The organism is Acidiphilium sp. 20-67-58 (assembly GCF_002255515.1).
Classification (GTDB): domain Bacteria; phylum Pseudomonadota; class Alphaproteobacteria; order Acetobacterales; family Acetobacteraceae; genus Acidiphilium.
Window position 1 is genome coordinate 1 of record NZ_NCAS01000031.1, and the last position, 26,334, is coordinate 26,334.

At 68.4% G+C, this 26,334-nt stretch carries 26 protein-coding genes and 1 other RNA gene; 10 read left to right on the forward strand and 17 right to left on the reverse strand.

Annotation, left to right across the window (positions count from 1 at the left end; all coding sequences use genetic code 11):
• Nucleotides 1–200 precede the first annotated feature (200 nt).
• From tolB to B7Z76_RS12325, 9 genes are read right to left on the reverse strand one after another with little or no spacing between them, the layout of a single operon-like run.
• A complete protein-coding gene (gene tolB, locus B7Z76_RS12285) occupies nucleotides 201–1,610 on the reverse strand; it encodes a Tol-Pal system beta propeller repeat protein TolB (protein ID WP_174503251.1) in 1,410 nt (469 codons plus the stop codon).
• A 31-nt stretch (nucleotides 1,611–1,641) separates the two neighbouring features.
• A complete protein-coding gene (locus B7Z76_RS12290; protein ID WP_201712605.1) occupies nucleotides 1,642–2,604 on the reverse strand; it encodes a hypothetical protein in 963 nt (320 codons plus the stop codon).
• 52 nt (nucleotides 2,605–2,656) lie between these two features.
• Entirely contained in the window at nucleotides 2,657–3,100 is a 444-nt protein-coding gene (gene tolR / locus B7Z76_RS12295) for a protein TolR (RefSeq protein ID WP_174503252.1), read from the reverse strand.
• A gap of 1 nt (nucleotide 3,101) precedes the next feature.
• Nucleotides 3,102–3,818: a protein TolQ gene (tolQ, locus tag B7Z76_RS12300; RefSeq protein ID WP_174503253.1), complete on the reverse strand. Its 717-nt coding sequence runs from the start codon at nucleotides 3,816–3,818 to the stop codon at nucleotides 3,102–3,104.
• A gap of 2 nt (nucleotides 3,819–3,820) precedes the next feature.
• Nucleotides 3,821–4,321, reverse strand: coding sequence for a tol-pal system-associated acyl-CoA thioesterase (gene ybgC / locus B7Z76_RS12305; protein ID WP_174503254.1), 501 nt, complete (start codon nucleotides 4,319–4,321; stop codon nucleotides 3,821–3,823).
• Nucleotides 4,318–5,361, reverse strand: coding sequence for a Holliday junction branch migration DNA helicase RuvB (gene ruvB, locus B7Z76_RS12310; RefSeq protein WP_174503255.1), 1,044 nt, complete (start codon nucleotides 5,359–5,361; stop codon nucleotides 4,318–4,320). The genes ybgC and ruvB overlap by 4 nt, the downstream gene beginning before the upstream one ends.
• Nucleotides 5,358–5,972: a Holliday junction branch migration protein RuvA gene (gene ruvA, locus B7Z76_RS12315; RefSeq protein ID WP_174503256.1), complete on the reverse strand. Its 615-nt coding sequence runs from the start codon at nucleotides 5,970–5,972 to the stop codon at nucleotides 5,358–5,360. Before ruvA ends, ruvB begins: the two co-directional genes overlap by 4 nt.
• Complete coding sequence (ruvC, locus tag B7Z76_RS12320; RefSeq protein WP_174503257.1) at nucleotides 5,969–6,472, reverse strand: crossover junction endodeoxyribonuclease RuvC; 504 nt, start codon at nucleotides 6,470–6,472, stop codon at nucleotides 5,969–5,971. The genes ruvA and ruvC overlap by 4 nt, the downstream gene beginning before the upstream one ends.
• Nucleotides 6,473–6,510: 38 nt before the next feature.
• Nucleotides 6,511–7,260 carry a YebC/PmpR family DNA-binding transcriptional regulator gene (locus B7Z76_RS12325; protein WP_291344230.1) on the reverse strand — a complete coding sequence of 250 codons (750 nt, stop codon included), beginning with the start codon at nucleotides 7,258–7,260 and terminating at the stop codon, nucleotides 6,511–6,513.
• A 138-nt stretch (nucleotides 7,261–7,398) separates the two neighbouring features.
• On the opposite strand from B7Z76_RS12325, the gene B7Z76_RS12330 reads away from it, so the two are divergent.
• Complete coding sequence (locus tag B7Z76_RS12330; RefSeq protein WP_291344232.1) at nucleotides 7,399–8,604, forward strand: glycosyltransferase; 1,206 nt, start codon at nucleotides 7,399–7,401, stop codon at nucleotides 8,602–8,604.
• Entirely contained in the window at nucleotides 8,601–9,689 is a 1,089-nt protein-coding gene (locus B7Z76_RS12335) for a glycosyltransferase (RefSeq protein WP_291344234.1), read from the forward strand. The genes B7Z76_RS12330 and B7Z76_RS12335 overlap by 4 nt, the downstream gene beginning before the upstream one ends.
• Here B7Z76_RS12335 and B7Z76_RS12340 read toward each other — a convergent pair.
• The 7 genes from B7Z76_RS12340 to B7Z76_RS12370 all read right to left on the reverse strand — a co-directional run bounded on the left by B7Z76_RS12340 (nucleotide 9,647) and on the right by B7Z76_RS12370 (nucleotide 17,325).
• On the reverse strand, nucleotides 9,647–10,864 hold the full coding sequence (locus B7Z76_RS12340; RefSeq protein ID WP_174503261.1) for a TCR/Tet family MFS transporter: 1,218 nt from the start codon (nucleotides 10,862–10,864) through the stop codon (nucleotides 9,647–9,649). The genes B7Z76_RS12335 and B7Z76_RS12340 overlap by 43 nt on opposite strands.
• Before the next feature lie 78 nt (nucleotides 10,865–10,942).
• Nucleotides 10,943–13,390, reverse strand: coding sequence for a DNA topoisomerase (ATP-hydrolyzing) subunit B (gene gyrB / locus B7Z76_RS12345; protein ID WP_174503262.1), 2,448 nt, complete (start codon nucleotides 13,388–13,390; stop codon nucleotides 10,943–10,945).
• Between the two features lie 91 nt (nucleotides 13,391–13,481).
• Nucleotides 13,482–13,873: RNase P RNA component class A (gene rnpB, locus B7Z76_RS12350), an RNA gene on the reverse strand.
• Nucleotides 13,874–13,905: 32 nt separating this feature from the next.
• Nucleotides 13,906–14,574 (reverse strand): N-acetylmuramoyl-L-alanine amidase, encoded by a 669-nt coding sequence (locus B7Z76_RS12355; protein WP_174503263.1) that lies wholly within the window; start codon nucleotides 14,572–14,574, stop codon nucleotides 13,906–13,908.
• Nucleotides 14,571–15,341 (reverse strand): TerB family tellurite resistance protein, encoded by a 771-nt coding sequence (locus B7Z76_RS12360; protein ID WP_174503264.1) that lies wholly within the window; start codon nucleotides 15,339–15,341, stop codon nucleotides 14,571–14,573. Before B7Z76_RS12360 ends, B7Z76_RS12355 begins: the two co-directional genes overlap by 4 nt.
• Nucleotides 15,342–15,398: 57 nt before the next feature.
• Nucleotides 15,399–16,094, reverse strand: coding sequence for a transcriptional repressor LexA (lexA, locus tag B7Z76_RS12365; RefSeq protein WP_174503265.1), 696 nt, complete (start codon nucleotides 16,092–16,094; stop codon nucleotides 15,399–15,401).
• 148 nt (nucleotides 16,095–16,242) lie between these two features.
• Nucleotides 16,243–17,325 carry an NADH:flavin oxidoreductase/NADH oxidase gene (locus tag B7Z76_RS12370; protein ID WP_291344239.1) on the reverse strand — a complete coding sequence of 361 codons (1,083 nt, stop codon included), beginning with the start codon at nucleotides 17,323–17,325 and terminating at the stop codon, nucleotides 16,243–16,245.
• A 106-nt stretch (nucleotides 17,326–17,431) separates the two neighbouring features.
• Here B7Z76_RS12370 and pdxY point away from each other — a divergent pair, with 106 nt between their 5' ends.
• Both pdxY and B7Z76_RS12380 read left to right on the forward strand, forming a co-directional pair.
• A complete protein-coding gene (gene pdxY / locus B7Z76_RS12375) occupies nucleotides 17,432–18,259 on the forward strand; it encodes a pyridoxal kinase (RefSeq protein WP_291344241.1) in 828 nt (275 codons plus the stop codon).
• A gap of 118 nt (nucleotides 18,260–18,377) precedes the next feature.
• Nucleotides 18,378–18,815 (forward strand): CBS domain-containing protein, encoded by a 438-nt coding sequence (locus B7Z76_RS12380; RefSeq protein ID WP_174503268.1) that lies wholly within the window; start codon nucleotides 18,378–18,380, stop codon nucleotides 18,813–18,815.
• Between the two features lie 90 nt (nucleotides 18,816–18,905).
• Here the strand turns inward: B7Z76_RS12380 and B7Z76_RS12385 are convergent, their stop codons facing one another.
• Entirely contained in the window at nucleotides 18,906–19,328 is a 423-nt protein-coding gene (locus tag B7Z76_RS12385; protein WP_174503269.1) for a hypothetical protein, read from the reverse strand.
• Nucleotides 19,329–19,589: 261 nt separating this feature from the next.
• Between B7Z76_RS12385 and B7Z76_RS12390 the strand changes: the two genes are divergently transcribed.
• From B7Z76_RS12390 to B7Z76_RS12415, 6 genes are all read left to right on the forward strand, one after another.
• Nucleotides 19,590–20,909 carry an ammonium transporter gene (locus B7Z76_RS12390; protein WP_408736373.1) on the forward strand — a complete coding sequence of 440 codons (1,320 nt, stop codon included), beginning with the start codon at nucleotides 19,590–19,592 and terminating at the stop codon, nucleotides 20,907–20,909.
• 95 nt (nucleotides 20,910–21,004) lie between these two features.
• Nucleotides 21,005–21,442, forward strand: coding sequence for an RbsD/FucU family protein (locus B7Z76_RS12395; protein WP_291344246.1), 438 nt, complete (start codon nucleotides 21,005–21,007; stop codon nucleotides 21,440–21,442).
• 57 nt (nucleotides 21,443–21,499) lie between these two features.
• A complete protein-coding gene (locus B7Z76_RS12400) occupies nucleotides 21,500–22,210 on the forward strand; it encodes a GntR family transcriptional regulator (RefSeq protein ID WP_291344248.1) in 711 nt (236 codons plus the stop codon).
• A 60-nt stretch (nucleotides 22,211–22,270) separates the two neighbouring features.
• Nucleotides 22,271–23,677 carry an FAD-dependent tricarballylate dehydrogenase TcuA gene (tcuA, locus tag B7Z76_RS12405; protein WP_291344250.1) on the forward strand — a complete coding sequence of 469 codons (1,407 nt, stop codon included), beginning with the start codon at nucleotides 22,271–22,273 and terminating at the stop codon, nucleotides 23,675–23,677.
• A complete protein-coding gene (gene tcuB, locus B7Z76_RS12410; RefSeq protein ID WP_291344252.1) occupies nucleotides 23,664–24,788 on the forward strand; it encodes a tricarballylate utilization 4Fe-4S protein TcuB in 1,125 nt (374 codons plus the stop codon). Before tcuA ends, tcuB begins: the two co-directional genes overlap by 14 nt.
• A gap of 75 nt (nucleotides 24,789–24,863) precedes the next feature.
• Entirely contained in the window at nucleotides 24,864–26,168 is a 1,305-nt protein-coding gene (locus B7Z76_RS12415) for an MFS transporter (RefSeq protein ID WP_291344254.1), read from the forward strand.
• Nucleotides 26,169–26,334 lie beyond the last annotated feature (166 nt).

Consider the following 26,334-nt stretch of genomic DNA (forward strand, 5'->3'; position numbering starts at 1 on the left):
CACACGATATGACAAAACCGCACGAAATTTCCTCGCTGGTATTTGCCTCGTCCTCGCCGTCACATCTTGGATCAGTTGAGTCCAGAGCCTAGAGCACTTTCCGATCCGGTTGGATCGGAACGTGCTCTAGACCGGGCGGGTACCTGACCGGAGCCACAGGAGCATGAGGCAGGTGCCTCACGCCCCGCGGCGGGAGCGGGTCAGGATAGCAATGGTCCCCAGGACGGGTCTTCGGCATTGGTCGGGGTCGGCGTGATCCGCTCGTTGAACCCGTCGACGCCGATGGTCACCAGATGCGAGACATTGCCGATCCTGAGCGGCCTCTGGCGATAGAACATGATGACCCGCCCGTTCGGGCAGAAGGTTGCGGATTCCTCGAGATATCCCTGCGAAAGCAGGCGTTCGCCCGAGCCATCCGGCTTCATCACGCCAATCCCGAACCCGCCCGAATCAAGCCGCGTGAAGGCGATCATGTCGCCCCGCGGCGACCAGACCGGCTCCGCATAACGCGCATGGCCGTAGGAGATCCGCTGGATATTCGAGCCATCGGCGTTCATCACGAAGAGCTGCTGGTCGCCAGGGCCGTCGCGATCGGAGTTGAACACGATCTTGGTGCCATCCGGGCTGTAGCACGGGGTGACGTTGATCGAATTCCCATCGGTCAGCGGCGTCATCCTGCGGCTGCCAAGATCGTATTTCACGATCATCGTCCCGCCGCCTTTCGAGACGGAGAACAGCAGGGCCGAACCGTCGGGGCTGAACCGCGGGCCGAAGCTCATCTCGCCGAACGAGCCGATATTGGTGCGCGCCCCGGACTGCAGGTCGAACAGATAGACCTGGGGCTGGCCGTTCTCGAAACTGGCGAAGGCGATCTGCTGGCGCGACGGGTTGAACTGCGGCGACAGCGCCATGTTCCGGCCCGATGTCAGGAACCGCACATTGGCGCCGTCGTAATCCATCACGGCCATGCGGCGGACCGGATTGGTCGGCCGGCCGGCGACCGAGATGAAAGCAACGCGGGTGTCGAAATAGCCCTTCTCGCCGATCATCTGCTGGTAGATGTCGTCGGCGATGATGTGGGCGATGCGGCGCCAGTTGTTGGTCGCGGTGGTGTAGGCGGTGCCCTGGAGCTGCTTCTGCTGGGAAATGCCCCACAGCCGGTATTCGACGCGGATCTGCCCGCCGCCCTGGTTCGTCACCTGTCCGGTGACAAGGGCCTGGGCACCGAGAATGCTCCAGTTGTTCCAGACCGGAATGCTGTTGACCACCGAATTCGGCACGAAGCTCGCCTGGTCGATCGCGCGGAACAGGCCGCAATGGTCGAGATCCGACGTGACGATCTGGGCAATCTGCGCGCCGAGATCGGAGGTATTGCCGCTGGCATCGGTGAAAGAGGGCAGCGCGATCGGGATCGGCGCATTGTGCGCGCCGGAGACGTTGATCGCATCGCCGGGGCCGTTAGAGGCACTCTGCGCCCGGGCGAAGTGCGGCAGCACGAGGCCCGCGGCGCCGGCGCCCATCAGGAGGCGGCGCGAAAGCGGCTTCAGGCGTTCGATCGTGGTTTCCGGAAGGCGTGGGTGAGCGGTTGGCTGCGGACGGCGGATCGTCATGAAGGACCTCTATCCTGAAACGCTTTGAATGCTAGGGCGTGAACCTGAAAATGAATGTGTGGACCGAGCCGAGCATATAGGACGGCAGCGGCAGCTTGGCACATTGATAGTTCTTAACCGCGTCCACCGCCCGGTTGGCGAAGGCTGCGAACAGCGGATCGCCCAGCTTGCCCTGGTCCTGCGGCGCAACCTGCGCCTCGCGGACGATGCCGGACGCATCGGTCACGACCTGGAGCAGAACGCTGAACTTCCGCACGCCCGGCGCCCCGGCGTCGATCCCCCAGCAGGGGCGGACCGTGTTGGCGATGGCGTTGCGCTGCGACGCCGACAGGCCGGAATTGGCCGTGCTCATCTTCGAGCCGCCGCCATGCGGCGCACCGCCCTGTTCGGGGTTGTAGCGGGCGGTCGGCGGGGTTTTCTGCTTCTGCAGTGACCGCAGCTTCGCCAGCGTGTTCAGCACCGACTGGCTCATCGGCACCGGGGTCTTCACCGTGTGCTTCTGGCTGGTCGGGCTTTTTTCCGCCGGCGCGGGCGGTGTCTTTTTCGGCGGCAGCGGCAATTTCTTCGCCGGCTTCTGCGGGGTCGGCTTGTGCGGCCGCTGCGGCGGCGGCGGCGGTGGCGTGGGAATCGGCGTCGGCGCCGGTGTGGGCGGCGGCGGCGGCGGCGGCGGGGATGGCGGCTGCGGCAGTTTGGGCGTGTTGTGCGGTGCCGGCGGCGGCGGGGGCGGGGGCGGGGGCGGCGCCACTTTCGGCTGCGGGGTCGGCTTCTGCACTGTGAGATGCGCCTTGTGCACGGTCCTGGTCTTGGCCGGGGCGGCGACCTTGCCCTTGTGCAGGGCCTGCTGCGGCGCCGCGTTGCCGACCAGCGTCACGTCAACGGCTTCCGCCGCCGGCGCGTCGAGCTTTTCCCGCGGCAGAACGGCAACGAGCAGCAGCACGATCGCCAGATGGACGATTGCCGAGACGATCGCTCCCCGCCGAAGCTCTGGTTCCATGGGTCGGTCCCGCCTCAATCGATGCGCGCGCCGGATGCCGGGTTTACCGGGATCAGCGTTTTGCCGCGGTCGGCTGCTGGGCAAGCAGGGCGACCTTGTTGAACCCGCCATTGGTGATCGTCGCCATGACCTTCAGCATGGTGCCGTAGGGCACCGCCGTGTCGCCGCGCACGAAGATGCGGCGGTCGGTATTGTGCTTGGCGATCTGCTGCAGGGTGGCGACCAGATTGTCGAGCGGGACCGCGGAATTCTGCAGGTAGACGCTGCCATCGGCCTTGACGGTGATGGTGATCGGCGTCGCGTCGGAATTCACCGGCTTCGCGTTCGCGTGCGGCAGGTTGACGGTGACGCCGGAGGTGATCAGCGGCGCGGTCACCATGAAGATGATCAGCAGCACCAGCATCACGTCGACCATCGGCGTGACGTTGATCTCCGACATCGGCCGGTAGCGGCCGCGGCGGCTGCCGGATTTGCGCTCGATCACGCCCCCGGCCATCTCAGGCGCGCTCCTCGGCCTGACGCGACAGGATCGCGCTGAATTCGGCAGCAAAGGCATCGAGCCGGCTGGCGATTCGCGTCAGGTCGGTCGAGAGCTTGTTGTAGGCGAGAACCGCCGGCACCGCGGCGACGAGGCCCATGGCGGTGGCGAACAGCGCCTCGGCAATGCCCGGCGCCACCACGGCAAGATTGGTGTTGTGCATCGCCGCAATCGCCGAGAACGAGTGCATGATGCCCCAGACCGTGCCGAACAGGCCGACGAACGTGCCGACCGAGCCGATCGAGGCGAGGAAGATCATGTTCCGCTCGAGCCGCTCCATCTCGCGCATGGTGGTGACATCCATCGCCCGGTCGATGCGGGCGGAAACGCTGGAGCGCGCGATATCCGCGCCGGCGATCCGGCTGGAACGGCGCCATTCGCCCATCGCGGCGCCGAAGACGGCGGCGATGGGATGATCGGGCTCAGCCCCTTCCTGGTCGTAGAGCTCGTCGAGGCTGCGACCGGACCAGAACTTGTCCTCGAACGCATCGGCAGCGCGGTTGATCTTGCGGATCGTCAGCGACTTCTCGATGATGATGGCCCAGACCCACACGCTGGCGGCCAGCAGCAGGATGATGACCACCTGCACGACAAATCCCGCATGCAGGAACATGCCCAGCAGCGACAGATCTGAGCCAGGCGTCGCGAGCCCGGTCGTGTTCACAGCCTGATCCACCTTCAGTCCCCTTCCACGGCCCTCTGGCCGTCACCTGTTTCGCCGCCCGGCACGCCCGCCTCGTGCATCCGCATCAGGGCAGCGCGCATGTCCGCCGGCAAGCGAACCGCCCGCCCCCCTGCCCTGTCCACGCAGGCAAGAAGGAGGCCGATCCGCACCAGCGTCTCGTCGCCACGCCGGATCGTCTGGTCGAGCATGACGGTTGCGGCAGAGACCTGCCGCACCCGTGTTGCCACCGTGATCAGGTCGTCGAGCCGCGCCGGCCGCTCATAGTCGATTTCCGCATGCCGCACCACAAACATACGGTCGTGGACTGCTACCATTTCCGCGTGTGGCACCCCCAGCGAACGCAGAGCTTCGGACCGCGCCCGCTCGGCATAGCGGAGGTAATTGGCGTGATAGACGATGCCGCCCGCATCGGTATCCTCGAAATAGATCCGCACGCCGAGACGGTGCTCGCCGCCATGCAGCGCGTTTTCCAGCATGTTCGCGGTCTCGTTCATGGCTCGAACGGCAGGTCCGCCTGCCCGGGGGCGGCGGCGGGCGGCAGCAGGCCGAGATGCGCCCAGGCCTCGCGTCCCAGCATCCGGCCGCGCGGGGTGCGGATGACGAAACCTTCCTGGATCAAATAGGGTTCGATCACGTCCTCGAGCGTATCGCGCGGCTCGGAAAGGGCCGCGGCCAGGGTCTCGATGCCGACCGGCCCGCCATTGTGATGCTCGGCGATGCGCCGGAGATAGCGACGGTCCATCGCATCGAGTCCGCGAAGGTCGACATCGAGCCGCGTCAGCGCCGCGTCGGCCGCTGCACGGTCCACCGTCGCCGTGCCCGCGACGGCGGCGAAATCGCGTACCCGCCGCGTCAGCCGGCCGGCGATCCGCGGCGTACCGCGCGAGCGGCGGGCGATTTCCGCCGCGCCATCCGCCGTGATGTCCATCTCCAGCAAAGCGGCGGCGCGGGTGACGATCAGGCGCAGCTCCTCGGGCGTGTAGAACACGAGCCGCAACGGGATGCCGAACCGGTCGCGCAGCGGATTGGCGAGCAGGCCCGAACGCGTGGTCGCGCCGATCAGGGTGAAGCGCGGCAGATCGATCCGGACCGACCGCGCGCCCGGCCCCTCGCCGATGATCAGGTCGAGCACGAAATCCTCCATCGCGGGATAGAGAACCTCCTCGATCGAGGGCTGCAGGCGGTGAATCTCGTCGATGAACAGAACGTCCCTCGGTTGCAGGTTGGTCAATATGGCGGCGAGATCGCCCGATTTCTGGATGATCGGCCCCGAGGTCGCCCGGAAACCCACCCCCATCTCGCGGGCGATGATCTGCGCCAGCGTGGTTTTGCCCAGCCCCGGCGGGCCGTGCAGCAGCACGTGGTCGAGCGATTCGCCCCGGCCGCGCGCCGCGGCGATGAATATCGCAAGATTTTCTCGGCTCGCTTTCTGCCCGGTGAATTCCGCGAGAGTTTGCGGCCGCAGGGCGGCTTCCGGCCCGTCCTCGGCATCGCGCGCGCCAGAGAGCAGCGCCCTGTCCTCGCCCCCGCTCATCGGGCGAGCCGCCGCAACCCGCCGCGGATCAGCGCATCCAGCGATGCGTCATCGCCGGCCTCGGCCACGACTGCGGCCAGCGCGGCCTCCGCCTCGGCGCGGCGATAGCCGAGATTGACCAGGGCGGACAGCGCGTCGGCCAGCTTGCCCTGCGGCTGGGCGATCGGCGGGGCCGCTCCTGTCGGGACGAAGGTGGAGCCGGTCGGCATCGCGGCGATCCGCTCGCGCAGCTCCGAAATCAGCCTTGCGGCGAGCTTCGGGCCGACGCCGGGGGCGCGGGTGATGGCGCCACGGTCGCTGGCAGCGATGGCGCTGGCGAGCTGGTCCGGCGGAAGCGCCGAAAGCAGGTTGAGCGCCACTTTCGCGCCCACGCCCTGGATCGTGGTGAGCAGGCGGAACCAGTCGCGCTCGGCGGCATCGATGAAGCCGAACAGGGTGATCGCATCCTCGCGGACCTGGGTTTCGACGAGCAGCGTCGCGCGGGCGGGCGGCGCCGGCAGGCCGGAGAGGCTGCGCGCGGAGCAGAGCACCACGTAGCCGACGCCGTTCACATCGATCAGGCAGCGCCCGTCCTCGATCTGCTCGGCGGTGCCGCAGAGCCGCCCGATCATGCCGCCGGCACCCGGCTGGCGGTGGCGAGATGATGGGCATGGCAGATGGCGACGGCGAGCGCATCCGCCGCATCGGCGCGGGTGATTGCCGCTCCGGGCAGCAGACGGCGCACCATCAGGGCGACCTGGTCCTTTTCGGCGGCCCCAGTGCCGACCACGGCGCGCTTCACCGTCTTGGCGCCATATTCCGCAACCGCGATGCCCGCCCGCGCCGGGGCGAGCAGGGCAACACCGCGGGCATAGCCGAGCTTGAGCGTCGCGGTCGCGTTGCGGTTGACATAGGTTTCCTCGACCGCCGCATGGTCCGGCGCATAGGTCGCGAGCAGCTTGGCGAGGGCGGCGTCCAGCGTGTGCAGCCGCTCGGCCACCGCCGCCGCGCCATCGGTCGCGATGACCCCGTCAGTGACGTGCCGCAGCCGGTTGCCATCGACATCGATGATGCCGAAGCCGGTGAAGCGAAGGCCGGGATCGATCCCGATGATGCGCGCGCGAATCGGCATATCCACAATATATATAGGATTCGGCGTTCCCCGTCCGGTCAGGCGGACAGCGTCTGCATCACCTCGTCGGGAATTTCGAAATTGGCGTAGACGTTCTGCACGTCATCGCTCTCCTCGAGCGCGTCGATCAGCTTCATCACGCTGCGGGCCGCATCCTCGTCGAGCGGCGTGCTGGTAGTCGGCCGCCAGTCGAGCTTCGCGGCTTCGGGCTCGCCGAATTTCTGCTCCACCGCATCGCGCACGGCGAAGAAACTTTCCACCGCGCAGATGATTTCGTGGGCCTCATCGGTGCTCTGCACATCGTCCGCCCCGGCCTCGATCGCGGCCTCGAGCATGTCGTCCGCGCTCGCCGCGGCGGCGGGATAGCGGATCAGGCCGATGCGGTCGAACATGAAGGCGACGGAATTGGTCTCGCCCAGCGCACCGCCATGTTTCGAGAAGGCTGCCCGCACGTCGGAGGCCGTGCGGTTGCGGTTGTCGGTCAGCGCCTCGACGATGATCGCGATGCCGGACGGGCCATAGCCCTCGTAGCGCACCTCGGCATAGTCGTCGCCGCCAGTGCCGCCGGCCGCCTTCTTGATCGCCCGCTCGATCGTGTCGCGCGGCATGTTCGCCTGACGGGCGGCGGCACACGCCGCGCGCAGCCGCGGATTCGCTGCGGGGTCGGGCAGGCCGGTTCTGGCCGATACCGTGATCTCGCGGATCAGCTTGGCGAACTGCCGGGCGCGCCGCGCATCCTGCGCGCCCTTGCGGTGCATGATGTTCTTGAATTGCGAATGTCCGGCCATCAGAAAATCCATGATTCAGCGTCGAAGCGCGCGGGGGCGCGCTCCGGGAGTTTCGGTCGTGGCCGGCGATATCATGTCCGGCCCGAATTTGATATGCCCCCGGAGCGGCCGGATGGTGCGGCCACGATCGGGGGATGGATGGAGAGAGCTTCGCTGGGGCTGGCGCATCGCGCATGGCGGTTGTTGCCGGCCGAGACGCGGCGCCGCGCCATGACGCGGGTGGCGGGCCTCATCGCCGGCCGGCCCGACCGCGTGCCGCCGGCAGCGAGCGAGGGGATCGTGGTGGCCGGGGATCTCGACGGGGCAAACGGCCTCGCCGAGACCAGCCGGATCATGGATACGGTGTTCCGCCAGATCGGCGTGGGGCGCGGCACGCTCCAGCTCGGCCTGCCCAGCGTCACGCCGGCGCCGGGCGCGCTGCCGCCCGCCGGGGCGGCGATGCTCGCGGTGGTGAACGCGCCGATCCTGCCCGTCGGCCTCGCCCGCTGGCCGCGCGCGCTGATGCAGGGGCGCAGGGTGATCGGCCTGTTCGTGTGGGAACTGCCGGCGGTGCCGGCCGCCTGGCATGTGGGGGCGAAATTCGTCCACGAGATCTGGGCGCCGTCCGCCTTCTGCGCCGAGGCGTTCGAGCCCCTGGCGCCGGGGCGCGTGCGCGTCGTGCCCTACCCGCTCGCCGCCTTGCCACCGCCGCGCATCGAAGGCGGGCGGGGCGATTTCGGCCTGCCCGAAGGCGCGCTGGTGGTGCTCGTCGTGTTCAATCTCGCCTCCAGCCGCGTGCGCAAGAACCCCGAGGGCGCCATCCGCGCCTTCCGCGCCGCCTTCGGCGACCGCCGTGACCGGGTGCTGGTGCTCAAACTGTCCGGCACCTCGCTGTATCCCGGGGATCGCGCGGAAATCCGGGCGATGGTCGCGGATGCGCCGAATATCCGGGTGATCGACGAGACCATACCAGAGCCCGCCCTGCGCGGGCTGATCGCGGCGAGCGACATCGTGATGTCGCTGCATCGCGCCGAGGGATTCGGGCTCATCCCGGCCACGGCGATGCTGCTCGGCCGCCCGGTGGTGACGACCGGCTGGTCCGGTAACATGAGTTTCATGGACGCGGAGAGCGCTGCCCTCGTGAAATACGATCTGGTGCCGGTGAACGACCCGCGCGGCACCTACCGGCTGCAGGGCAGCCGCTGGGCCGAGCCGGATTTCGGGCATGCGGCCGTATTGCTGCGGCAGCTCGCCGACGATCCCTCCGCTCGGGCGGCACTCGCCGCGCGCGGGCGGGAGATGGCGACGCGCGCGCTCGGCGATGCGCCGGTGCGCGATGCGCTCGCCGCATCCGGCATCCGATGAGGATTCTCACCTGGCAATGGGGGCGGCGCGGCGCCGGGCCACGCTTCGCCGCGCTGCTCCACGCGGCGCTTGGCCGCCTGCCGGCAACCGAATCCGTGCTGTCGCTCTCGGCGGAGGCGGAAATCCTCGGCGAGGCAGACGCGCCGGACTGCGCCTGGCGGTATCCGACATATTCGAGCGCCGGCGGCGCGCTGGCGCGGCTGGCGACCCTGCCCTTCGCCGGGCGCGGCGTTCGCGCCGGGCTCGCGCGGATTGCCCCGGATGCCGCCCTGTGTGCCATGCCCGCGGTGCTCGACCGCCTGATGGTCGCCAATCTGCGCGTGCCTTACGCGATCATCGTGCATGACGCGGTCTGCCACCCCGGCGAAAGCCTGAGCTTCCGGCTGGTGAACCAGGCGCGGCTGCTGCGCGGCGCGGGCCTGCTGGTCACGCTCAGCCAGGCAGTGACCGACGAGTTGCACGAATCCGGCGCGGTCCGCCCCGGCCTGCGGGTTCTCACCCTCACGCTTCCGCCGATGCCGGTAGGCGATGGCGCGATGCCGGCCGCACCCTTCGCACATGGCGGACGGCCGCGGCTGCTGATGTTCGGCCGGCTGCTGCCTTACAAGGGGCTCGACCTGCTCTGCGAGGCGATGGAACGCCTCGGCCCCGACCCGGGATTCGGGCTGCATGTCGCCGGCAATGGTCCGGATTCAGCCGAGCTGAGCCGGCTCGCGGCGATGGCGCATGTCACGCTCGACCGGCGCTGGATTCCCGAGGCCGAGCTGTCGCAGCTGATCGGCGATGCGGATGCGCTGGTGCTGCCCTACCGGCAGGCGAGCCAGTCCGGCGTGGCCGCGGCGGCCCTCGCCCTGGGACGACAGGTGATCGCCACCGATGTCGGAGGTCTCGCCGAACAGTTGCGGGATGCGCCGCAGGCGATCCTCTGCCCGCCGGATGCCGACGCGCTGGTGGCGGCGCTGCGGCGCTGGTGCGCGCGCCGGGAGGCGGGGGAGATCGGGACAGCCGCCGATCCGGTGGCGGCGTGGACGGCGATGGCCGCTCAGCTGCGCGCCGGGCTGGGCGCGATCTCGGGCGCGGCCTGAACCGGCTTCACCGACCAGACCAGCAGGGCGGCGCCGGCCAGCATCACCGCCACCATCACGAACGGCGCGCCGGGAAAGCGCCACGGCAGACCGCCGCTGAACGCCTCGAACACGGCAGCGCCGGTCAGCGGGGCGACGATCGCGGTGAGCCCCTCGATCGAGGATAGCGCGCCGTTCATCCGCCCCTGCTGGTCGGGCGGTGCGCCGCGCGAGAGCATGCTGCGGATCGCGGGATTGGCGATCGAGCCCAGCGCCATCAGCCCAACCCCGGCGAACAGCCAGGCCGCCGTCGGCGCGAGGCCGAAGATCAGATAGGCGGCGGCGTTGCAGGCGAAGCCAACGAAGGCGGCGCCGCGCTCGCCGAACCACGTCACCGCCCGGCGGACGAGGCCGAATTGCACGATGGTCGAGGCGAGACCGATACAGGCGAAATAGACGCCGCTCTCGCGCGGCCCCCAGCCGAAGCGCAGCGCGGCATAGAGAACGAACACCGCCTGGATCGCGCCGAGGCCGAACCATCGCACGCTCCACGCCGCGGCGAGGCGCCACAGATGCGGGGCGGCGGTGAACAGCCGCATCGCGCCGAGCGGCGTCGCCTCGCGCAGGCGAAACGGCCGCCGCCGCTCCGGCGGCAATGATTCGGGCAGGACGAAAATGCCATAGATCACATTGACCCCGACCAGCCCGGCCGAGACCAGGAAGGGTAGCCGCAGGTCGATCGCGCCGAGAAAGCCGCCGATCATCGGGCCGGTGGTGAAGCCGAGGCCAAAGGCGGCGCCGATCAGGCCGAAGCGCTGGGCGCGGCGCTCCGGCGGCGTGATGTCGGCGATATAGGCGCTGGCGGCGGAGACATTGCCGGCCGTCGCACCGGCGACCAGCCGGCCGACGAAGAGCCAGAGCAGGTTGGGCGCGAAGGCGAGGAGGAGATAATTCGCCGCACTGCCGGCGAGGGAGACGAGGATGAGGCGGCGGCGGCCGAACCGGTCGCTGAGCTGGCCGAGCACCGGGGCGGCGAAGAACTGCGTCGCCGCGAAGGTCATGCTCAGCACGCCGACCCAGAGGGCCGCCTGCGAGGTCGGCGTGGCCGAGAGATGTTCCACGAGATCGGGGAGGATCGGGGCGACGAGGCCGAAGCCGATCGAATCGATGACCAGAACGGCGAAAATGAACCCCAAGCTCAGCCCGCCTCCGCCCTGCGCGCGGCACCGCGCCTCATGCGGGACGAGCGTGCATGGCGCGCGGCCAATCCTGGGTCAGACGTCGAGATTGGCCACCTTCAGCGCATTGCCGACGATGAATTCGCGGCGCGGTTCCACCACGTCGCCCATCAGCGTGGAGAAGATCTGGTCGCTGTCCTCGGCATCGCCGATGCGCACCTGGAGCAGGCGGCGGACCGTCGGGTCGAGCGTGGTCTGCCAGAGCTGGTCGGGGTTCATCTCGCCCAAGCCCTTGAAGCGCTGGATCGACAGGCCCTTGCGCCCGATCGCGAAGAGCTGCTCGATGAGGCTGGACGGCCCGCGCACCGGCAGCGTCTGCGCGCCATGGACGAGGTGCAGGCCGGCGGCGAAGTCGCCGGCAAGCCGGCTGCCGCGTTCCGCGAGCCATCGCGCATCGGTCGAGCGGAGCATCGCGAGGTCGATCGTGTAGCGCTCGGCGACGCTGCGGACCGTGCGGGCCATCGTCACGCCCTGCGCGTCGACCGCGACGACCCAGCCGCGCTCGTTCGGCAGCGAGATGGAGTCGAGCCGTGCTGCGAGAACCGGGGCGAGATCGGCCACGGTCTCCGGCGCCGCGCTGAGCAGCCCGACGATGGCCGCCTGCTCGACATAGGCGACCGGAATGTCGCGCGCGAGATCGACGATGCGCCGCGCCGCCTCGCGCATGAATGGCAGTTCCAGCGCGAGATCCATCCCCTCGATCGTCACCTCGGCCTGGGCGCGCTCGAAGAGGAAGGCCTCCATCGCGTCGTCATCCTTCAGGTAGCGCTCCTCGTTGCCGCGCTTCACGCGGTAGAGCGGCGGCTGCGCGATATAGAGATGGCCGCGCTCGATGAGTTCGCGCATCTGGCGGAAGAAGAAGGTGAGCAGCAGGGTGCGGATATGCGAGCCGTCGACATCCGCGTCCGTCATGATGACGATGCGGTGGTAGCGCAGCTTCGAGATGTCGAACCCGCCCTGCTCCGGCTCGGCCGGGCCGATGCCGGTGCCGAGTGCTGTGATCAGCGTGCCGATTTCGGCCGAGCCCAGCATGCGGTCGAACCGCGCGCGCTCGACATTGAGGATCTTGCCCTTTAGCGGCAGGATCGCCTGGGTCTTGCGGTCGCGCCCCTGCTTGGCCGAGCCGCCCGCCGAGTCACCCTCGACGATGAAGATTTCCGACTTCGCCGGGTCGCGTTCCTGGCAGTCGGCCAGCTTGCCGGGCAGGGTCGAGATGTCGAGCACGCCCTTGCGGCGGGTCAGTTCGCGGGCCTTGCGCGCGGCCTCGCGGGCGGAGGCGGCGTCCATCACCTTCTGGGCGATCAGCCTGCCTTCCTTCGGGTGGGTCTCGAACCAGTGTTCGAGCGTGTCGGCCACCGCCGCCTGGACCAGCGGCTGCACCTCGGAGGAGACCAGCTTGTCCTTGGTCTGCGAGGAGAATTTCGGATCGGGCACCTTGACCGAGAGAACCGCCGTCAGGCCCTCGCGCATGTCTTCGCCGGAGAGCGAGAGACTGTCCTTCTTGCCGATGCTCTCGGCGTATTTCGAGACGACCCGGGTCAGCGCCGAGCGGAAGCCGGCGAGATGGGTGCCGCCATCGCGCTGGACGATGTTGTTGGTGAAGCAGAGCATCGTCTCGTGGTAGGTGTCGTTCCATGCGAGGGCGAACTCGACCTTCATGCCCGCCGAAGTATCGTCCCTGAAGGTGGCGATGGGCGGCGTGAAGAGCTGCGTCTTCGAGCGGTCGAGCCAGGAGACGAATTCGACGAGACCGCCCTCGTAGCGGAAATGGGCGTCCTGCGGGGTGCTGTGCCGCTCGTCGCGCAGGGTGATCGTCAGGCCGGAGTTCAGGAAGGCGAGTTCGCGCAGCCGGCGTTCATAAATCGCGAAATCGAATTCGGTGCGGGTGAAGGTGGCGGCGGAGGGCTTGAAGGTCACCGATGTGCCGGTGGCGTGCCCGGACGGGCCGGTCTCCGCGAGGGGGGCGACGGTGTCGCCATTCTCGAAACGGATGAAATGCTCCCGGCCCTCGCGCCAGATCCGCACATCCATCCATTCCGACAGCGCGTTCACCACAGCGGCGCCCACGCCGTGCAGGCCGCCGGAAACCTTGTAGGAATTCTGGTTGAACTTGCCGCCCGCATGCAGCCGCGTCAGCACCACCTCCGCCGCGGAGATGCCTTCCTCGGCATGGATGTCGGTCGGGATGCCGCGGCCATTGTCGGTCACGGTCATCGACCCGTCGCCGTTCAGCACGACGTCGACCCGGTCGGCAAAGCCGGCCTGCGCCTCGTCCACCGCGTTGTCGATGATCTCGAAACCCATGTGATGCAGGCCGGAGCCGTCATCGGTGTCGCCGATATACATGCCGGGGCGCTTGCGCACCGCATCGAGCCCGCGCAGCACGCTGATCGAGCCGGCGTCATAGGCGTTCTCGGTGGCAAGGTCGGAACCGGCCGTCTCGTCGGAAGCGGGAACGGCGGTCGAGTCGGCGTTGCTGGTCATGCCGGTCAAGCACTCCATTGGTCAGGATTTCACCCTTTTTCTTAGCAGAAGCGGCGCGGATTGCCTAATCGTGCCGGGGGCGCGGCGGGAAAATGCCAGACGGTCTGTAAGCCGGGTTCTGTCCACATCCTTGCGGACGCTGGACGGCCATTCATCTGGGACGCGCATCGCTGCGCGCCTCGCGCGACCAACCCGGGCGACAAGGCGGAATCCCTTCGCGGCCATGATCGCTCACGCCGCCGGCCGCCCCTATTCGGTCTTGCTCCCGGTGGGGTTTTCCCTGCCGCTCCCGTTGCCGGGAACGCGGTGCGCTCTTACCGCACCTTTTCAACCTTGCCGGCAGGCCGAGGCGTGCTGGCGGTATGTTTTCTGTGGCACTTTCCCTGGGGTCGCCCCCGCCGGCCGTTAGCCGGCACCGTCATTCCATGGAGCCCGGACTTTCCTCCGCACCGCAAGCGGCACGGCGGCCGTCCAACCGTCTGGCCCGAGCTTCTTGGGCGATCGGCAGGGTTTGGTCAATGGCGGGATGAGGCCTCGAACAGGGCGCGGATCGCCGCCGCCCGGCCGCGTGTCTGGGCATCCGCGACGCCATCGACCCGCGCGGGGCGGAACCGCCGCTGGAACGCCGCCACCACGATCGCCGCCGGCAAGGACGTGTCGTAGCCGATCGCGGCGAGTTCGGCGAGGATATCGGCGCCATCGGCGGTGGCGTCGGACCACAGGCCGATCCCGGCGGCGGCGAGGTGCGGCCAGGGAAACAGCTCGCCCGGGTCCTGCTTGCGGTCCGGCGCGATGTCGGAATGGCCGACCACGTTGCGAGGCGGCACCTCGTGCCGGGCGATGATGTCCCGGCAGAGCCCGATCAGGCGATCGATCTGCCGCGGCGGGAACGGGACATAGCCCCATTCATGGCCGGGATTGACGATTTCGATGCCGATCGAGCGGTCGTTGAGGGCGGATGCGCCGCGCCAGAAGCTGATCCCGGCGTGCCAGGCGCGCCGGGGTTCCGGCACCAGCGCGTGGATCGTGCCATCTTCCTCGATGAGGTAATGCGACGACACTTTTGCCGCAGGATCGCACAGCCGTTCCAGCGCCGCCCGGCCTGACCGCATCCCGGTATAGTGCAGCACCAGATGATCGACCGGGCCGCCGTCGGGCCGGGCGTCGTGGTTTGGCGAGATCACGCGCCGCGCTCGCGCTTGATCGCATCCCAGGCGGCGTTGATCCGTGCGACACGCTCGGTCGCGCGGGCGATGAACTCCGCCGGCACGCCGCGGGCGGCCAGCTGGTCGGGGTGGTTCTCGCGCATCAGCGCCTTCCAGTGCGCGCGGATGGCCGGCGTGGAGGCGGTGCGGGCGATGCCGAGAACCTGGTAGGGGTCTTCCGCGGTATCGCCGCCGGAGGGGTTCGAGGCCCGCCCGCGCGCGGCCTCGCCCAGGCCGAACAGCGCGCCGATGCGCGCGAGCATGTCCGCCTCGCGCGGGTTCACGGGCCCATCCGCCCGGGCGATGGCAAACAGGGCGCCGAGCACCTGTTCCAGCGCCAGGCGATTGTCGGCGAAGCTCTCGCCCAGCTGCCGCGCATAGGGCTCGAAGCCGGCGGCGTCCTCGCGGGCCTGGTCGAACAGATGCCCGATCGTCGGGATCGCCGCCTCGTCGATCCGGAACTGCCGCTTGAAGGCGTCGATCTCGGCGCGCACCACCGGACCGTCGCATTTGGCAAGCTTTGCCGCGAGAACGGTGACGCCGATCGCGAAAACCTGCTCGCGCCGGCCGAGCAGGGCGGCGAACCGGGCGGAGTCGAGCGGCAGCGCGCGGCCGAGCCGGGCGCCGAACGAGCCGAGATCGCCGGTATCGGCCGCATGGCCGAGCGCCGCCCCGGCAACTGCGCCGAGCGGCCCGCCGACGGCGAAACCGGCCACCCCGCCGATGATCTTGCCCCACACGTTCATGCGCCCAGTATCGGCCCGCCCAGGTGAGGGGTCAAAGGGGGGCTGTATGAAAGATGTTCAGTAGCGCCGCAGCAGGGCGACGAGCCGCCCCTGCACCTTGACCCGCTCGGCGGGAAAGATGCGGATTTCATAGCGCGGGTTGGCGGGCTCCAGCGCCGTCGAGTTGCCGCGCCGGCGCAGCCGCTTGAGGGTCACTTCCGTCTCGTCGATCATGGCGACGACGATTTCGCCGGTTTCGGCGGTTTCGCCGCGACGGATGATGGCGAGGTCGCCATCGAGGATCCCGGCCTCGATCATCGAATCACCGGTGACCTCGAGCGCGTAATGCTCTCCGGGCCCGACGAGGGAGGCGGGAATCTCGATCTCGCTCTGGTTCTCGCGCAGCGCCTCGATCGGCTGGCCCGCCGCGATCCGCCCATAGAGCGGGAGGGTGATGGCCGCCGCCGGATCGGCCGCGCGGGCCCCCTGGAGGCGGGCGGCGAAATTGCCCTGGATCACGTTGGGGGCGAAACTTGTCTCCCGCCGGTCCGCCACCACGTCGGACGGCAGGCGCAGCACTTCCAGCGCCCGCGCCCGGTGCTTGTGCCGCCGCAGGAAGCCGCGCTCTTCAAGCGCGCCGATCAGCCGGTGGATTCCGGATTTCGACTTGAGATCGAGCGCATCCTTCATCTCCTCGAAACTCGGGGAGCAGCCCGTCCGGCGCAGGTGCTGATCGATGAAGACCAGCAGTTCGTGTTGCTTGCGGGTGAGCATCGACAAACTCCGGCGTTTGCTTCCCGGGCGCGGCTGAAGGGCCGGGAACGCGATAACGCAACGAGGGAACAAAGCGCTAACATCGTTCTACCGGCCGCCTCCGCGCCGCGTCAAGCCCTTCCGGCGAAGGCCCCGACGCAGCGTCCGGTCAGACGATCGCGCGCTGATATTGCGGCACGAGTTCGGGCTGCAGGCCGAAATGCCGGGCCACGCTCAGCGGCCAGGCCGGGTCGGCCAGCACGGCGCGAGCGACGAAGACGAGGTCTGCGCGTTCGTTGGCGATGATCTCGGCGGCAAGCTCCGGCGCGCGGATCATGCCGACGGCGCCGGTCGCGATCCCGGCCTCGCGGCGGATCCGTTCGGCGAAGGGCACCTGGTAGCCCGGATGGATCGAGGGGATTTTCTGGTGCGGCGCGATGCCGCCGGTCGAGCTGTCGATCAGGTCGACATCGCCGCGCGCGGCAAGCCAGCGGCAGAGCGTCACCGCCTGGTCGGCGTCGAACCCGCCCTCGATCCAGTCGGTGCAGGACAGGCGCACGAAGAAGGGCAGGTCGGCCGGCCATTCCGCGCGCATCGCGTCGATCGCTTCCATCACGATCCGCGCGCGATTGGCGAGGTCGCCGCCATAGGCGTCGGTGCGGTGGTTGCTGACCGGCGAAAGGAACTGGTGCAGCAGGTAGCCATGCGCCGCGTGGAGTTCGATGACACGGAACCCGGCGCGGCGGGCGCGGGCGGTGGTCGCGGCGAAATCGCGCAGGATGGCGGCGATCTCGGCGGTGGTCAGCTCGTGCGGGGTCGGGCGGTCGGCCGCGAAGGGCAGCGGGCTCGGCGCCACCGGCAGCCAGCCCTCGGGGGCATCGGGCGCCACGAACCCATCGCCCTTCCAGGGCTGGGTCTGGCTCGCCTTGCGGCCGGCATGGGCGATCTGGATGGCCGGCACCGCGCCGCCATACTCGATCAGCGCGACCACGCGCTTCATGAAGGCTTCCTGCTCGTCGTTCCAGAGCCCGAGGCAATACGGGGTGATCCGCGCCTCCGGCGAGGTATGGGTCGCCTCGGTGAAGACGATGCCGGCACCGCCCATCGCCTTCGAGCCGAGGGTCTGGATGTGCCAGTCCTGCCCGAGACCGTCGATGGCGCTGTACTGGCACATCGGCGAGACGACGATGCGGTTGCGCGCCTCGACGCTGCGGAAGCTGACCGGCTGCAGGAGCTTGGGGATACGCGGCATGGGGAACCCTTTCGATCGTGAATCTGTCCGGTCAGATGGCCCAGGGGAGGCGGGCATGCAACCGCCGGCCCTTGCCAGGTGACCCGCGCTGCCGCCAACTCGGCCCATGGCGATTCTCTCGATCCAGTCCCAGGTGCTCAACGGCGCCGTCGGCAATTCCGGTGCGGCGTTCATCCTGGCACGGCTCGGCCACGAGGTCTGGCCGCTACCGACCGTCTTGCTGTCGCACCATCCAGGGCATGGCGGCGCGGAGGGCGGGCCGGTCAAGCCGGCGCGGCTCGCGGCACTGGTCGCCGGGCTTGCCGCCCGCGGGGCCTTTGCCCGGTGCGAAGCGGTCGTCTCCGGCTATCTCGGCGTCGAGGCCGCCGTCCCTGTCGTGGAGGACGCGGTGGCGCGCGCGCGGGCCGCCCATCCGGGCGCCCTCTATGTCTGCGATCCGGTGATCGGCGATCATGGCCGGGCCTATGTGCCGTCGGCGCTGATCGCGGCCATCCGCGACCGGCTGGTGCCGCGCGCTGACATCCTGCTGCCCAACGCGTTCGAGCTTGGCGTGCTGGCCGGATCGCCGCCCTCGGACCGGCGATCCGCCTTCGCCGCGATGGCCGCGCTCGGCCCGAAAGCCGTCATTCTCACCGGGTTCTGCGGCGCGGATACGCCGCCCGACATGCTCGACATCCTGGCACTCGACGGCGACGGCCCGCGGCAGATCGCGGTGCCGCAGCTCGCCGGGCGGTTTTCCGGCGCGGGCGATGCCTTCGCCGCCCTGTTCCTCGCGCATTACCTGCCGGTGCGCCGGCTCGACAAGGCGCTGGCGGCGGCTTCCGCATCCATGACCGCGCTGCTGCGCGCCACCCTGCGCCACGGCGCCGACGAGCTGGCGATCGTTGCCGGCCAGCAGGCGTGGATCGCCGCGGCACAAGACGGGGAATCATGAAAATCGGGCAAGCCCGAGCAATTCAGTTGATATCGGTTAACGCGTTGCCATACTCTCGCACCAGCGTGGCCTGATCGCCGTCTCTCCCTGCGGCACGGGCTTTCACGGGAGGATCGCAATGACAACAATGGCTGCCATTCTGAAACAGAAACCCATGGCGCTGATCTCGGTCCAGCCCGAGACGCGCATTCGCGACGTCGTCGCCCTGCTCGCGGAGAAGCGGATCGGCGCGGTGGTGGTGCAATCCGTCGAGAACGACCTGCTCGGCATTCTCTCGGAACGCGACGTGGTGCGCAGCCTCGCCGCCAATGGCGCGGCGACGCTCGACATGCAGACGAGCCAGTTGATGACCCGCGCGCCGACGACGGCGACACCGGCAACCACCGTGCTCGAAGCCGAAAACCTGATGACCGACGGCCGGTTCCGCCATTTGCCCATCGTCGATGGCGGGAAGCTGATCGGCGTCGTCAGCATTGGCGACGTCGTCAAGTCGCTGATCGAGGTGCAGACCCACGAGGTCCGCAGCCTGCGTGAATATGTGAATGGCGGCGTCTGATCGCGCCTGATGAATGTTTAGCCGACGGCGCTTGATTGCGCCGGATAAATATCTGGCCGGTGGCGCTTGTTTGCGCCGCCGGACACACACTCAACGCGGCGGTGCGAGGGGTTGGGCCTGCACGCTGCCAGTCGCGCCGCTCTGATACGAGGACGCCGGCGCCGCCGGTTCCAGCGATTGTGGTTGCCCCGCGGCTGACGCCCCCGTCTGCGTGTTCCCCTGTGCGCCCGATGCAGCACCGCCACCGGCCCAGGGCGGATTGCCGAGATTGACCTGCTTCGGCGTCGTGTTGGCCGCGGTCAGCGCGCCAATGCCGCCCCCCACCGCACCGCCGACCAGAACCCCGATCGGCCCGCCGATGAGGCCAAAGGTCGCGCCCGTCGCGGCTCCGCCGGCCGCGCCGCCGCCGAGGCGATTGCTTGCCTGGGTGCCGCACCCCGTCAGTGATACGGCGATGGAGATCGCGAGGCCGATGGGGGCTGCCAGTCGCCGATAAGCGGGGCGGTCTTTCATGAAGCGTCTTCCTTGCGGTGATCGGTCGTGCCTGTCGGCCCCGTGATGCGCGGACTCATGCCAATGAGATTTCGGGCGCGACGGTTCGAGACAAAGATTCCACGACAAACAGCCTTGGCGGATCGCCCCGATCCGTCAAGCATTTTTCACCGGCAAGGGCGATTTCCGCAGGCAGGCTTGGCACATTTTCTGCTTGTGACCCCGGGTCACACGGATCAGCCGAACCGGGCAACGGACGGCATAAAAAAGGAGCAGGTCGCCATGAAGCGGCGTTTGTTGGCAGCGGGAGCCCTTGTGCTCGCGCTTCAATGTGTTTGTCTGCCCGCAAAAGCGGCACAAACCGGGTTGAGCGCGGGCGATACTGCCTGGATGTTGGTCAGTTCGGTCCTCGTCCTGCTGATGACGATTCCGGGCCTCGTGCTGTTCTATGGCGGCATGGTCCGCAAGAAGAACGTGCTGTCGATCATGATGCAGAGCGTGATCATCTGCGCCAGCGTCACGGTTCTCTGGCTCGTCGTCGGCTACAGCCTCGCGTTTTCCAACGGCAACGGCTTCATCGGCGGCCTTGGGGATGTTCTGCTCAACAACCTGGCGGGCGACTGGAACCAGCCCTTCACCCTCGGCGCCGGCCTGCCCGGGGCGGTGCACATGCGGGTGCCGGAGAGCGTGTTCGTCATGTTCCAGCTGACCTTCGCCGTGATCACGCCGGCGGTGATCACCGGCAGTTTCGCCGAGCGGATGAAATTTTCGGCGCTGCTGATCGTCATGGCCGCGTGGTCGCTGCTCGTCTATGCGCCGATCGCGCATTGGGTCTGGAGCCCGGCCGGCTGGCTCTACCGGCTCGGCCTCGCGGATTACGCGGGCGGCACGGTGGTGGAGGTGAATTCCGGCATCGCCGGCCTGGTCTGCGCCCTTTATCTCGGCCGCCGCCTCGGGTTCGGGCAGGACAACATGATGCCGTGGAACCTGTCCTATGCGGTGATGGGCGCCTCCCTGCTCTGGGTCGGCTGGCTCGGCTTCAATTCGGGCGGGGCGGGCGGCGCCAATCCCAACGCCGGCATGGCGGTGCTGGTCACCCAGATGGCCGCGGCGGGTGCGACCCTGTCATGGACCGCGATCGAATGGGCGCATCTCGGGCGGCCGACCGTGCTGGGCGCGATTTCCGGCGCCGTCGCCGGCCTCGTCGCGATCACCCCGGCGGCCGGCTTCCTGCTGCCGGGACCGGCGCTGCTGCTCGGCATCGCGGCCGGCATCGTCTGTTTCTGGGCCGTGACGGTGGTGAAGATCCGCCTGCGATATGACGATTCGCTCGATGCCTTCGGCGTGCACGGCGTCGCCGGCATTCTCGGCACGCTGGCGACCGGGCTGCTCGCCTTTGCCCCGCTTTCGGGCGGCGCGGTCCGCCCGGGGCTGCACCAGCTTGGCATCCAGGCGCTCGGGGTTGCCGCCACCATCGTCTATTGCGGCATCGTCACTACCGGGATTCTCTTCGTGACCCAGCGCCTGGTGGGTCTGCGGGTGAACCGCGACGAGGAGCGGCAGGGCCTGGACGAGGTGCTGCACGGCGAATCGATCGCCTGACGCCGCGCCGGCCCGTCCGCGGGCCGGCTTGACGGGCGGTGTCCGCAGGCGAACGATGGCTCCCCCCTCGCCTGTCATCCAAGGAGGATACCGTCTTGCTCATCGGCATCGATCCGCTTCTCACCGCCGATCTGCTGCACGCGCTGCGCGCCATGGGGCATGGCGACAGCATCGCGGTGGTCGACGCCAATTTTCCGGCGGCGACCTGCGCGCGGCGGCTCATCGTCCTGCCGGGAACCACGTCGGGGCAGATGCTGCAGGCGATCCTCGGCGTGCTGCCGATCGATGATTTCATCGCCGAGCCGTTGCGGACGATGCAGGTGGTGGGCGACCCGGCGGCGGTGCCGCCGGCGGTGGCCGAGTTCCGCCGGATCGCGGCGGCGGCGGGAATCGGCGCCGCGCGTATCGGCGGGCGCGACCGGCATGAATTCTACGCGGACTCCCGCGATGGTTTCGCCATCGTGCAGACCGGCGACCGCCGCCGCTATGCCAATATCCTCATCACCAAGGGCGTGATTGCGGCCGGGGATTGAAGGGGTGATATCGCTGCCGGGGTTGGCGCGGACGCGGCGCTGAACTACGTCCGGACCATGACACGCCCCGAGCCATCGCCATCCGCACCGCCACCGCCGGATCGTCCTGCCAAACGCCACCGCCCCAGCGCTGCGGATGCCTATGAGAGCCTGCTGAAGGCGATCGAGGGAGGCGCATTGCCACCGGGCGCGCGACTGCGCGAGACCGAGCTTGCCCAACGCTTCGGCATCAGCCGCACCCCCGTGCGCGAGGCGCTGAAACGGCTCGAACATAAAGGGCTGGTTGTCCATACCCCGCATCAGGGCGCGATGGTGGCGACGCTCAGCGATGTGCAGATGACCGAGTTGTACGAAATGCGCGCCGTGCTGGAGGGTGCGGCGGCGCGGATGGCGGCACAGCACGCGGCGGAGTCCGACATCGCCCTGCTTGCGGCGCTGGTCGAGCGGGACGCGGCCCTCATCGCCAGCCCCGAAGACCTCGCGCTCAACAACCGGCTGTTCCATCGCCAGATCCTGACCGCGTCGCGCAACCGCTATCTGCACGACATGCTCGAAAGCCTGCGGCTGTCCCTCGCCCTGCTCGGCGGCACGACCCTTGCTGTCGCGGGGCGCGCGGCAACGGCGGTCGAGGAGCACAGGGCGATCCTCGAACGGATCGCGGCGCGCGACACCGACGGCGCAGAGGCCGCTGCCCGGGCGCATATCCGGGCGGCATTTCAGGCCCGCATCCTGCGCGCGGCGATGCGGGATGCCGATGCGGACCGATAGATTGCATCTCATTGTATACAATATTGACCGGATGGAAGCCACGCTTTAGGTGTGTCGGCCATGGCGGACGGCGCGACCCTTCCCGATTCGATCGATACGCTGGTGATCGGCGGCGGCAATGCCGCGCTCTGTGCCGCGATCAGCGCGCGGCGCGGCGGTGCGTCGGTTCTGGTTCTGGAGGCGGCGCCGGAATTCTATCGCGGCGGCAACACGCGGCACACGCGCAACATGCGCTGCGCCCATGACAGCGCGACGGCGTTTCTCACCGGCCCCTATACCGAGGAGGAGTTCTGGCAGGACCTGCTCCGCGTCACCGGCGGCGAGACCGACGAAGACCTCGCCCGCCACATGATCGCCGAATCGAAGGACATGCTGGACTGGATCGGCCAGCAGGGCGTGCGGTTCCAGCCCTCGCTCGGCGGCACGCTGAGCCTCGGGCGGACCAACTCCTTTTTCCTCGGCGGCGGCCGCGCGATGCTGAAATCGCTCTATCGCACCGCCGAGGCGCTCGGGGTTCGCGTTGCCTATGACGCGGAGGTGGTCGGGCTCGACATCGATGACGGCGTGTTCCGCGCCGCCAGGGTCCGCCTTGGCGATGACACCGTGACCATCGGCGCGCGCACGCTGATCGCCGCCGCCGGCGGATTCGAGGCGAACACGGAGTGGCTCAGGGAGTCCTGGGGGCCGGCGGCTGACAATTTCCTGATCCGCGGCACACCCTATAACCGCGGCACCGTCCTGCGCCTGCTGCTGGACGCCGGGGCGATGCCGGTCGGCGACCCGACGCAGTGTCACGCCGTCGCCATCGATGCGCGGGCGCCGCGATTCGACGGCGGCATCATCACCCGGCTGGATTGCGTGGTGTTCGGCGTGGTGGTCAATGCGAACGCCGAACGCTTCTATGACGAGGGCGAGGATGTCTGGCCGAAGCGCTATGCGATCTGGGGCCGCCTGATCGCCGCCCAGCCCGGGCAGATCGGCTACATCGTGTTCGACGCCAAATCCCTCGGGCTGTTCATGCCATCGCTGTTTCCGCCGGTGCAGGCGGATGATCTCGGCACGCTGGCGGAGCGGCTCGGGCTGGACCCGGCGCGCTTTCAGGCCACGCTCGCCGGGTTCAACGCCGCCGTCCGCGACGGGACGTTCGATCACACCATGCTCGACGATTGCCGCACCGAAGGCCTGGAGCCGCCGAAATCCCACTGGGCGCGGCGGATCGATACCCCGCCCTTCTATGCCTATCCGGTCCGCCCCGGCATCACCTTCACCTATCTCGGCGTGCGGGTGGACCGGAACGCCCGGATCCGCATGCAGGACGGGCGACCGGCGGCCAACATGTTCGCCGCCGGCGAGATCATGGCCGGCAACGTGCTCGGCCGCGGCTATGCCGCGGGGATCGGCATGACGATCGGCAGCGTGTTCGGCAGGATTGCGGGACGGGAGGCCGCGCGCCATGGGCGGAACTGAAATGAAGGCCGGCTCTGCGCTCGCCGAGGCCGGGCGGATCATGACGATCTGCAATTCCTGCCGCTATTGCGAGGGGCTGTGCGCGGTTTTTCCAGCGATGGAGCGGCACACCATTTTCGATGCCGGCACCCTCGCCCATCTTGCCAGCCTTTGCCATGGCTGCGGCGCCTGCCTCGACGATTGCCAGTTCGCGCCGCCGCACGAATTCGCGGTCAACGTGCCGCGCACCATGGCAGCCGCGCGGCGCGAATCCTATGCGGCGCATGCCTGGCCGCGCGGGACCGGCATCGCCTTCCTCAATGGTGGCCGCGTCACCGCTGCGGTCATGCTGGCCAGCATTGCGGCGTTCCTGCTGGTCCTCGCCCCCGCGATGTCGGGGGCGAAGGGCGTGCTGGCCGCACCGGGCGCGTTCTATCGCCTCATGTCGCACCAGATGATGGTCGCGGTGTTCGGGCTGGCCTTTGTCTATGCCGTCGTTGCGATCGCCGCGGGGGTGAGGCGCTTCTGGCGCGCGGGCGGCGCGGCGCGACCGATCGACGGCACCACCATCGCCACGGCGCTGCATGACGCGGCGCGGCTGCGCTATCTCGACGGCGGCGGCGCCGGCTGCCCGGACACGCAGGACGCGCCGCGCGACCACCGCAAGATATTTCACCACATGGTGTTCTACGGCTTCGGCCTCTGCTTTGCCTCGACCACGGTTGCGACCCTCTTTCACTACGCGCTGGGGCGCGACGCGCCCTATCCGTTCCTGTCATTGCCGGTGCTGCTGGGCACCGCCGGCGGCATCGGGCTCGTCATCGGCGCGCCGGGGCTGCTGGTCGAGAAGTTCCGCCGCAAGCGCGACTTCGCCGATGCGGCGGGACGCCCGCTCGATCTCGCCTTCGTGCTGTCGCTGTTCCTGGTCGCGTTGACCGGCCTCGCCCTGCTCGCCCTGCGCGCGACACCCTGGGCCGCGGTTCTGCTCTGCGTGCATCTCGGCGTCGTGCTCGGGTTTTTCCTGACCATGCCCTACGGCAAGTTCGTCCACGGCATCTGGCGTTTCGCCGCCCTGCTGCGGCATGCGGCCGAGGGGCGGGAAGACGCCGCGGGCTCCGATGCCGCGGCTTGACAACATGCCCGGCGACAAGGACCACTTCGGCCACCATACGTGACGATGCGAACAATGAATAACAGGGAGGAAAACATGACAAATGCGGCCGAAGCGCCCACCGAAAAACAGATCTTCAAGGTCGCACTTGCGAGTATCATCGGGTCGGTGATCGAGCAGTATGACTTTCTCGTCACCGGCATCATCGCCGCGACGGTCTGGGGCGGGGTCTTCTTCAAGCTGCCAGGGCTTGCCGCGATTGCCGCCGCCATCGGCGTCTATGGCATCGGCATTATCATCCGCCCGCTCGGCGCCTTCATCTTCGGCAACATCGCCGACCGCCACGGCCGCAAGGACGCGATGGTGTATGCGCTGGTGCTGATGGGTGTCAGCACGCTGCTGATCGGCCTGACGCCCGGTTATGATTCGATAGGGGCAGTCGCACCGATCTTGCTGATCATCTTCCGGCTCGCCCAGGGGATCAGCTTCGGCGCCGAATTCGGCACGGCCTCGACCTGGGTCGTCGAGCAGGCGGCGCGCTCGCGGCACCGCGCCTTCTGGGGCGCCTGGGTCGGCTTCGCGATTCCGATCGGCCTGCTGCTCGGCTTCGGCTCGGTGATCGTGGTGAAATCCCTGATGTCGCACGCGGACTTCATCGCCTGGGGCTGGCGCATCTTCTTCTTCATCGGCTTCCTCGTCGCCATCGTCGGCATCGTCATCCGCGCCCGCACCGAGGACAGCTTCGTGTTCGAGCGGCATCGCGCCCGCAAGGCGGTGCTGGAACTGCCGGCAAGCCAGGTCTGGCGCGAAATGCCGGGCCGGATCCTGCGCACCTCGATGGTGAACGCGATGTTCAGCGGCGCGTTCTTTCTCTGCTTCGTCTTCGGCACGAGCTACATGAAGGCCGTCGGCTTCACCGCGACACAGGCCGAAACCATCGGCCTGATCGCCGCAGGCTCGATGTTCATTTTCATGTATCTCGGCGCCCGCCTCGCCGACCGCCTGAACCGCCGGATCGTGCTGCTGACCTCGGCGGGGGTGTTCCTGGTCTTCGCGATCCCGTATTTCGACCTGATCAACACCCATGAATTCGTGATGGCGATGATTGCCGAGATCATCGGCTTCGGCTTCGTGTTCGGCTTCGGCTACGGCGCCATTCCGGCGTTCTACACCGAGAATTTCCCGACGCGTTACCGCGCCTCGGGGGCGAGCCTCGGCTACCAGATCTCGCAGGTTTATGGCGGCGGACTGATCCCCATCCTCGCCGGCCTCATGCTGCACAGTGCGGGCATCGCGCACGCCTATGTCTATATCGGCCTGATGGTGATGGCCTATGCGCTGCTGGCGATCTACGCGATCCTGACGACGCCGGACACCACGGGCGCCGATCTGGAGCGTTAGAGCACTTTCCGATCCGATTGGATCGGATGTAGTGCTCTATCATATTGATAAGTCGAGAATCTTTAACCGATCAGATGATTCCATCTGATCGGATGATGCTCTAGGCTCTGGACTCAACTGATCCAAGATGTGACGGCGAGGACGAGGCAAATACCAGCGAGGAAAT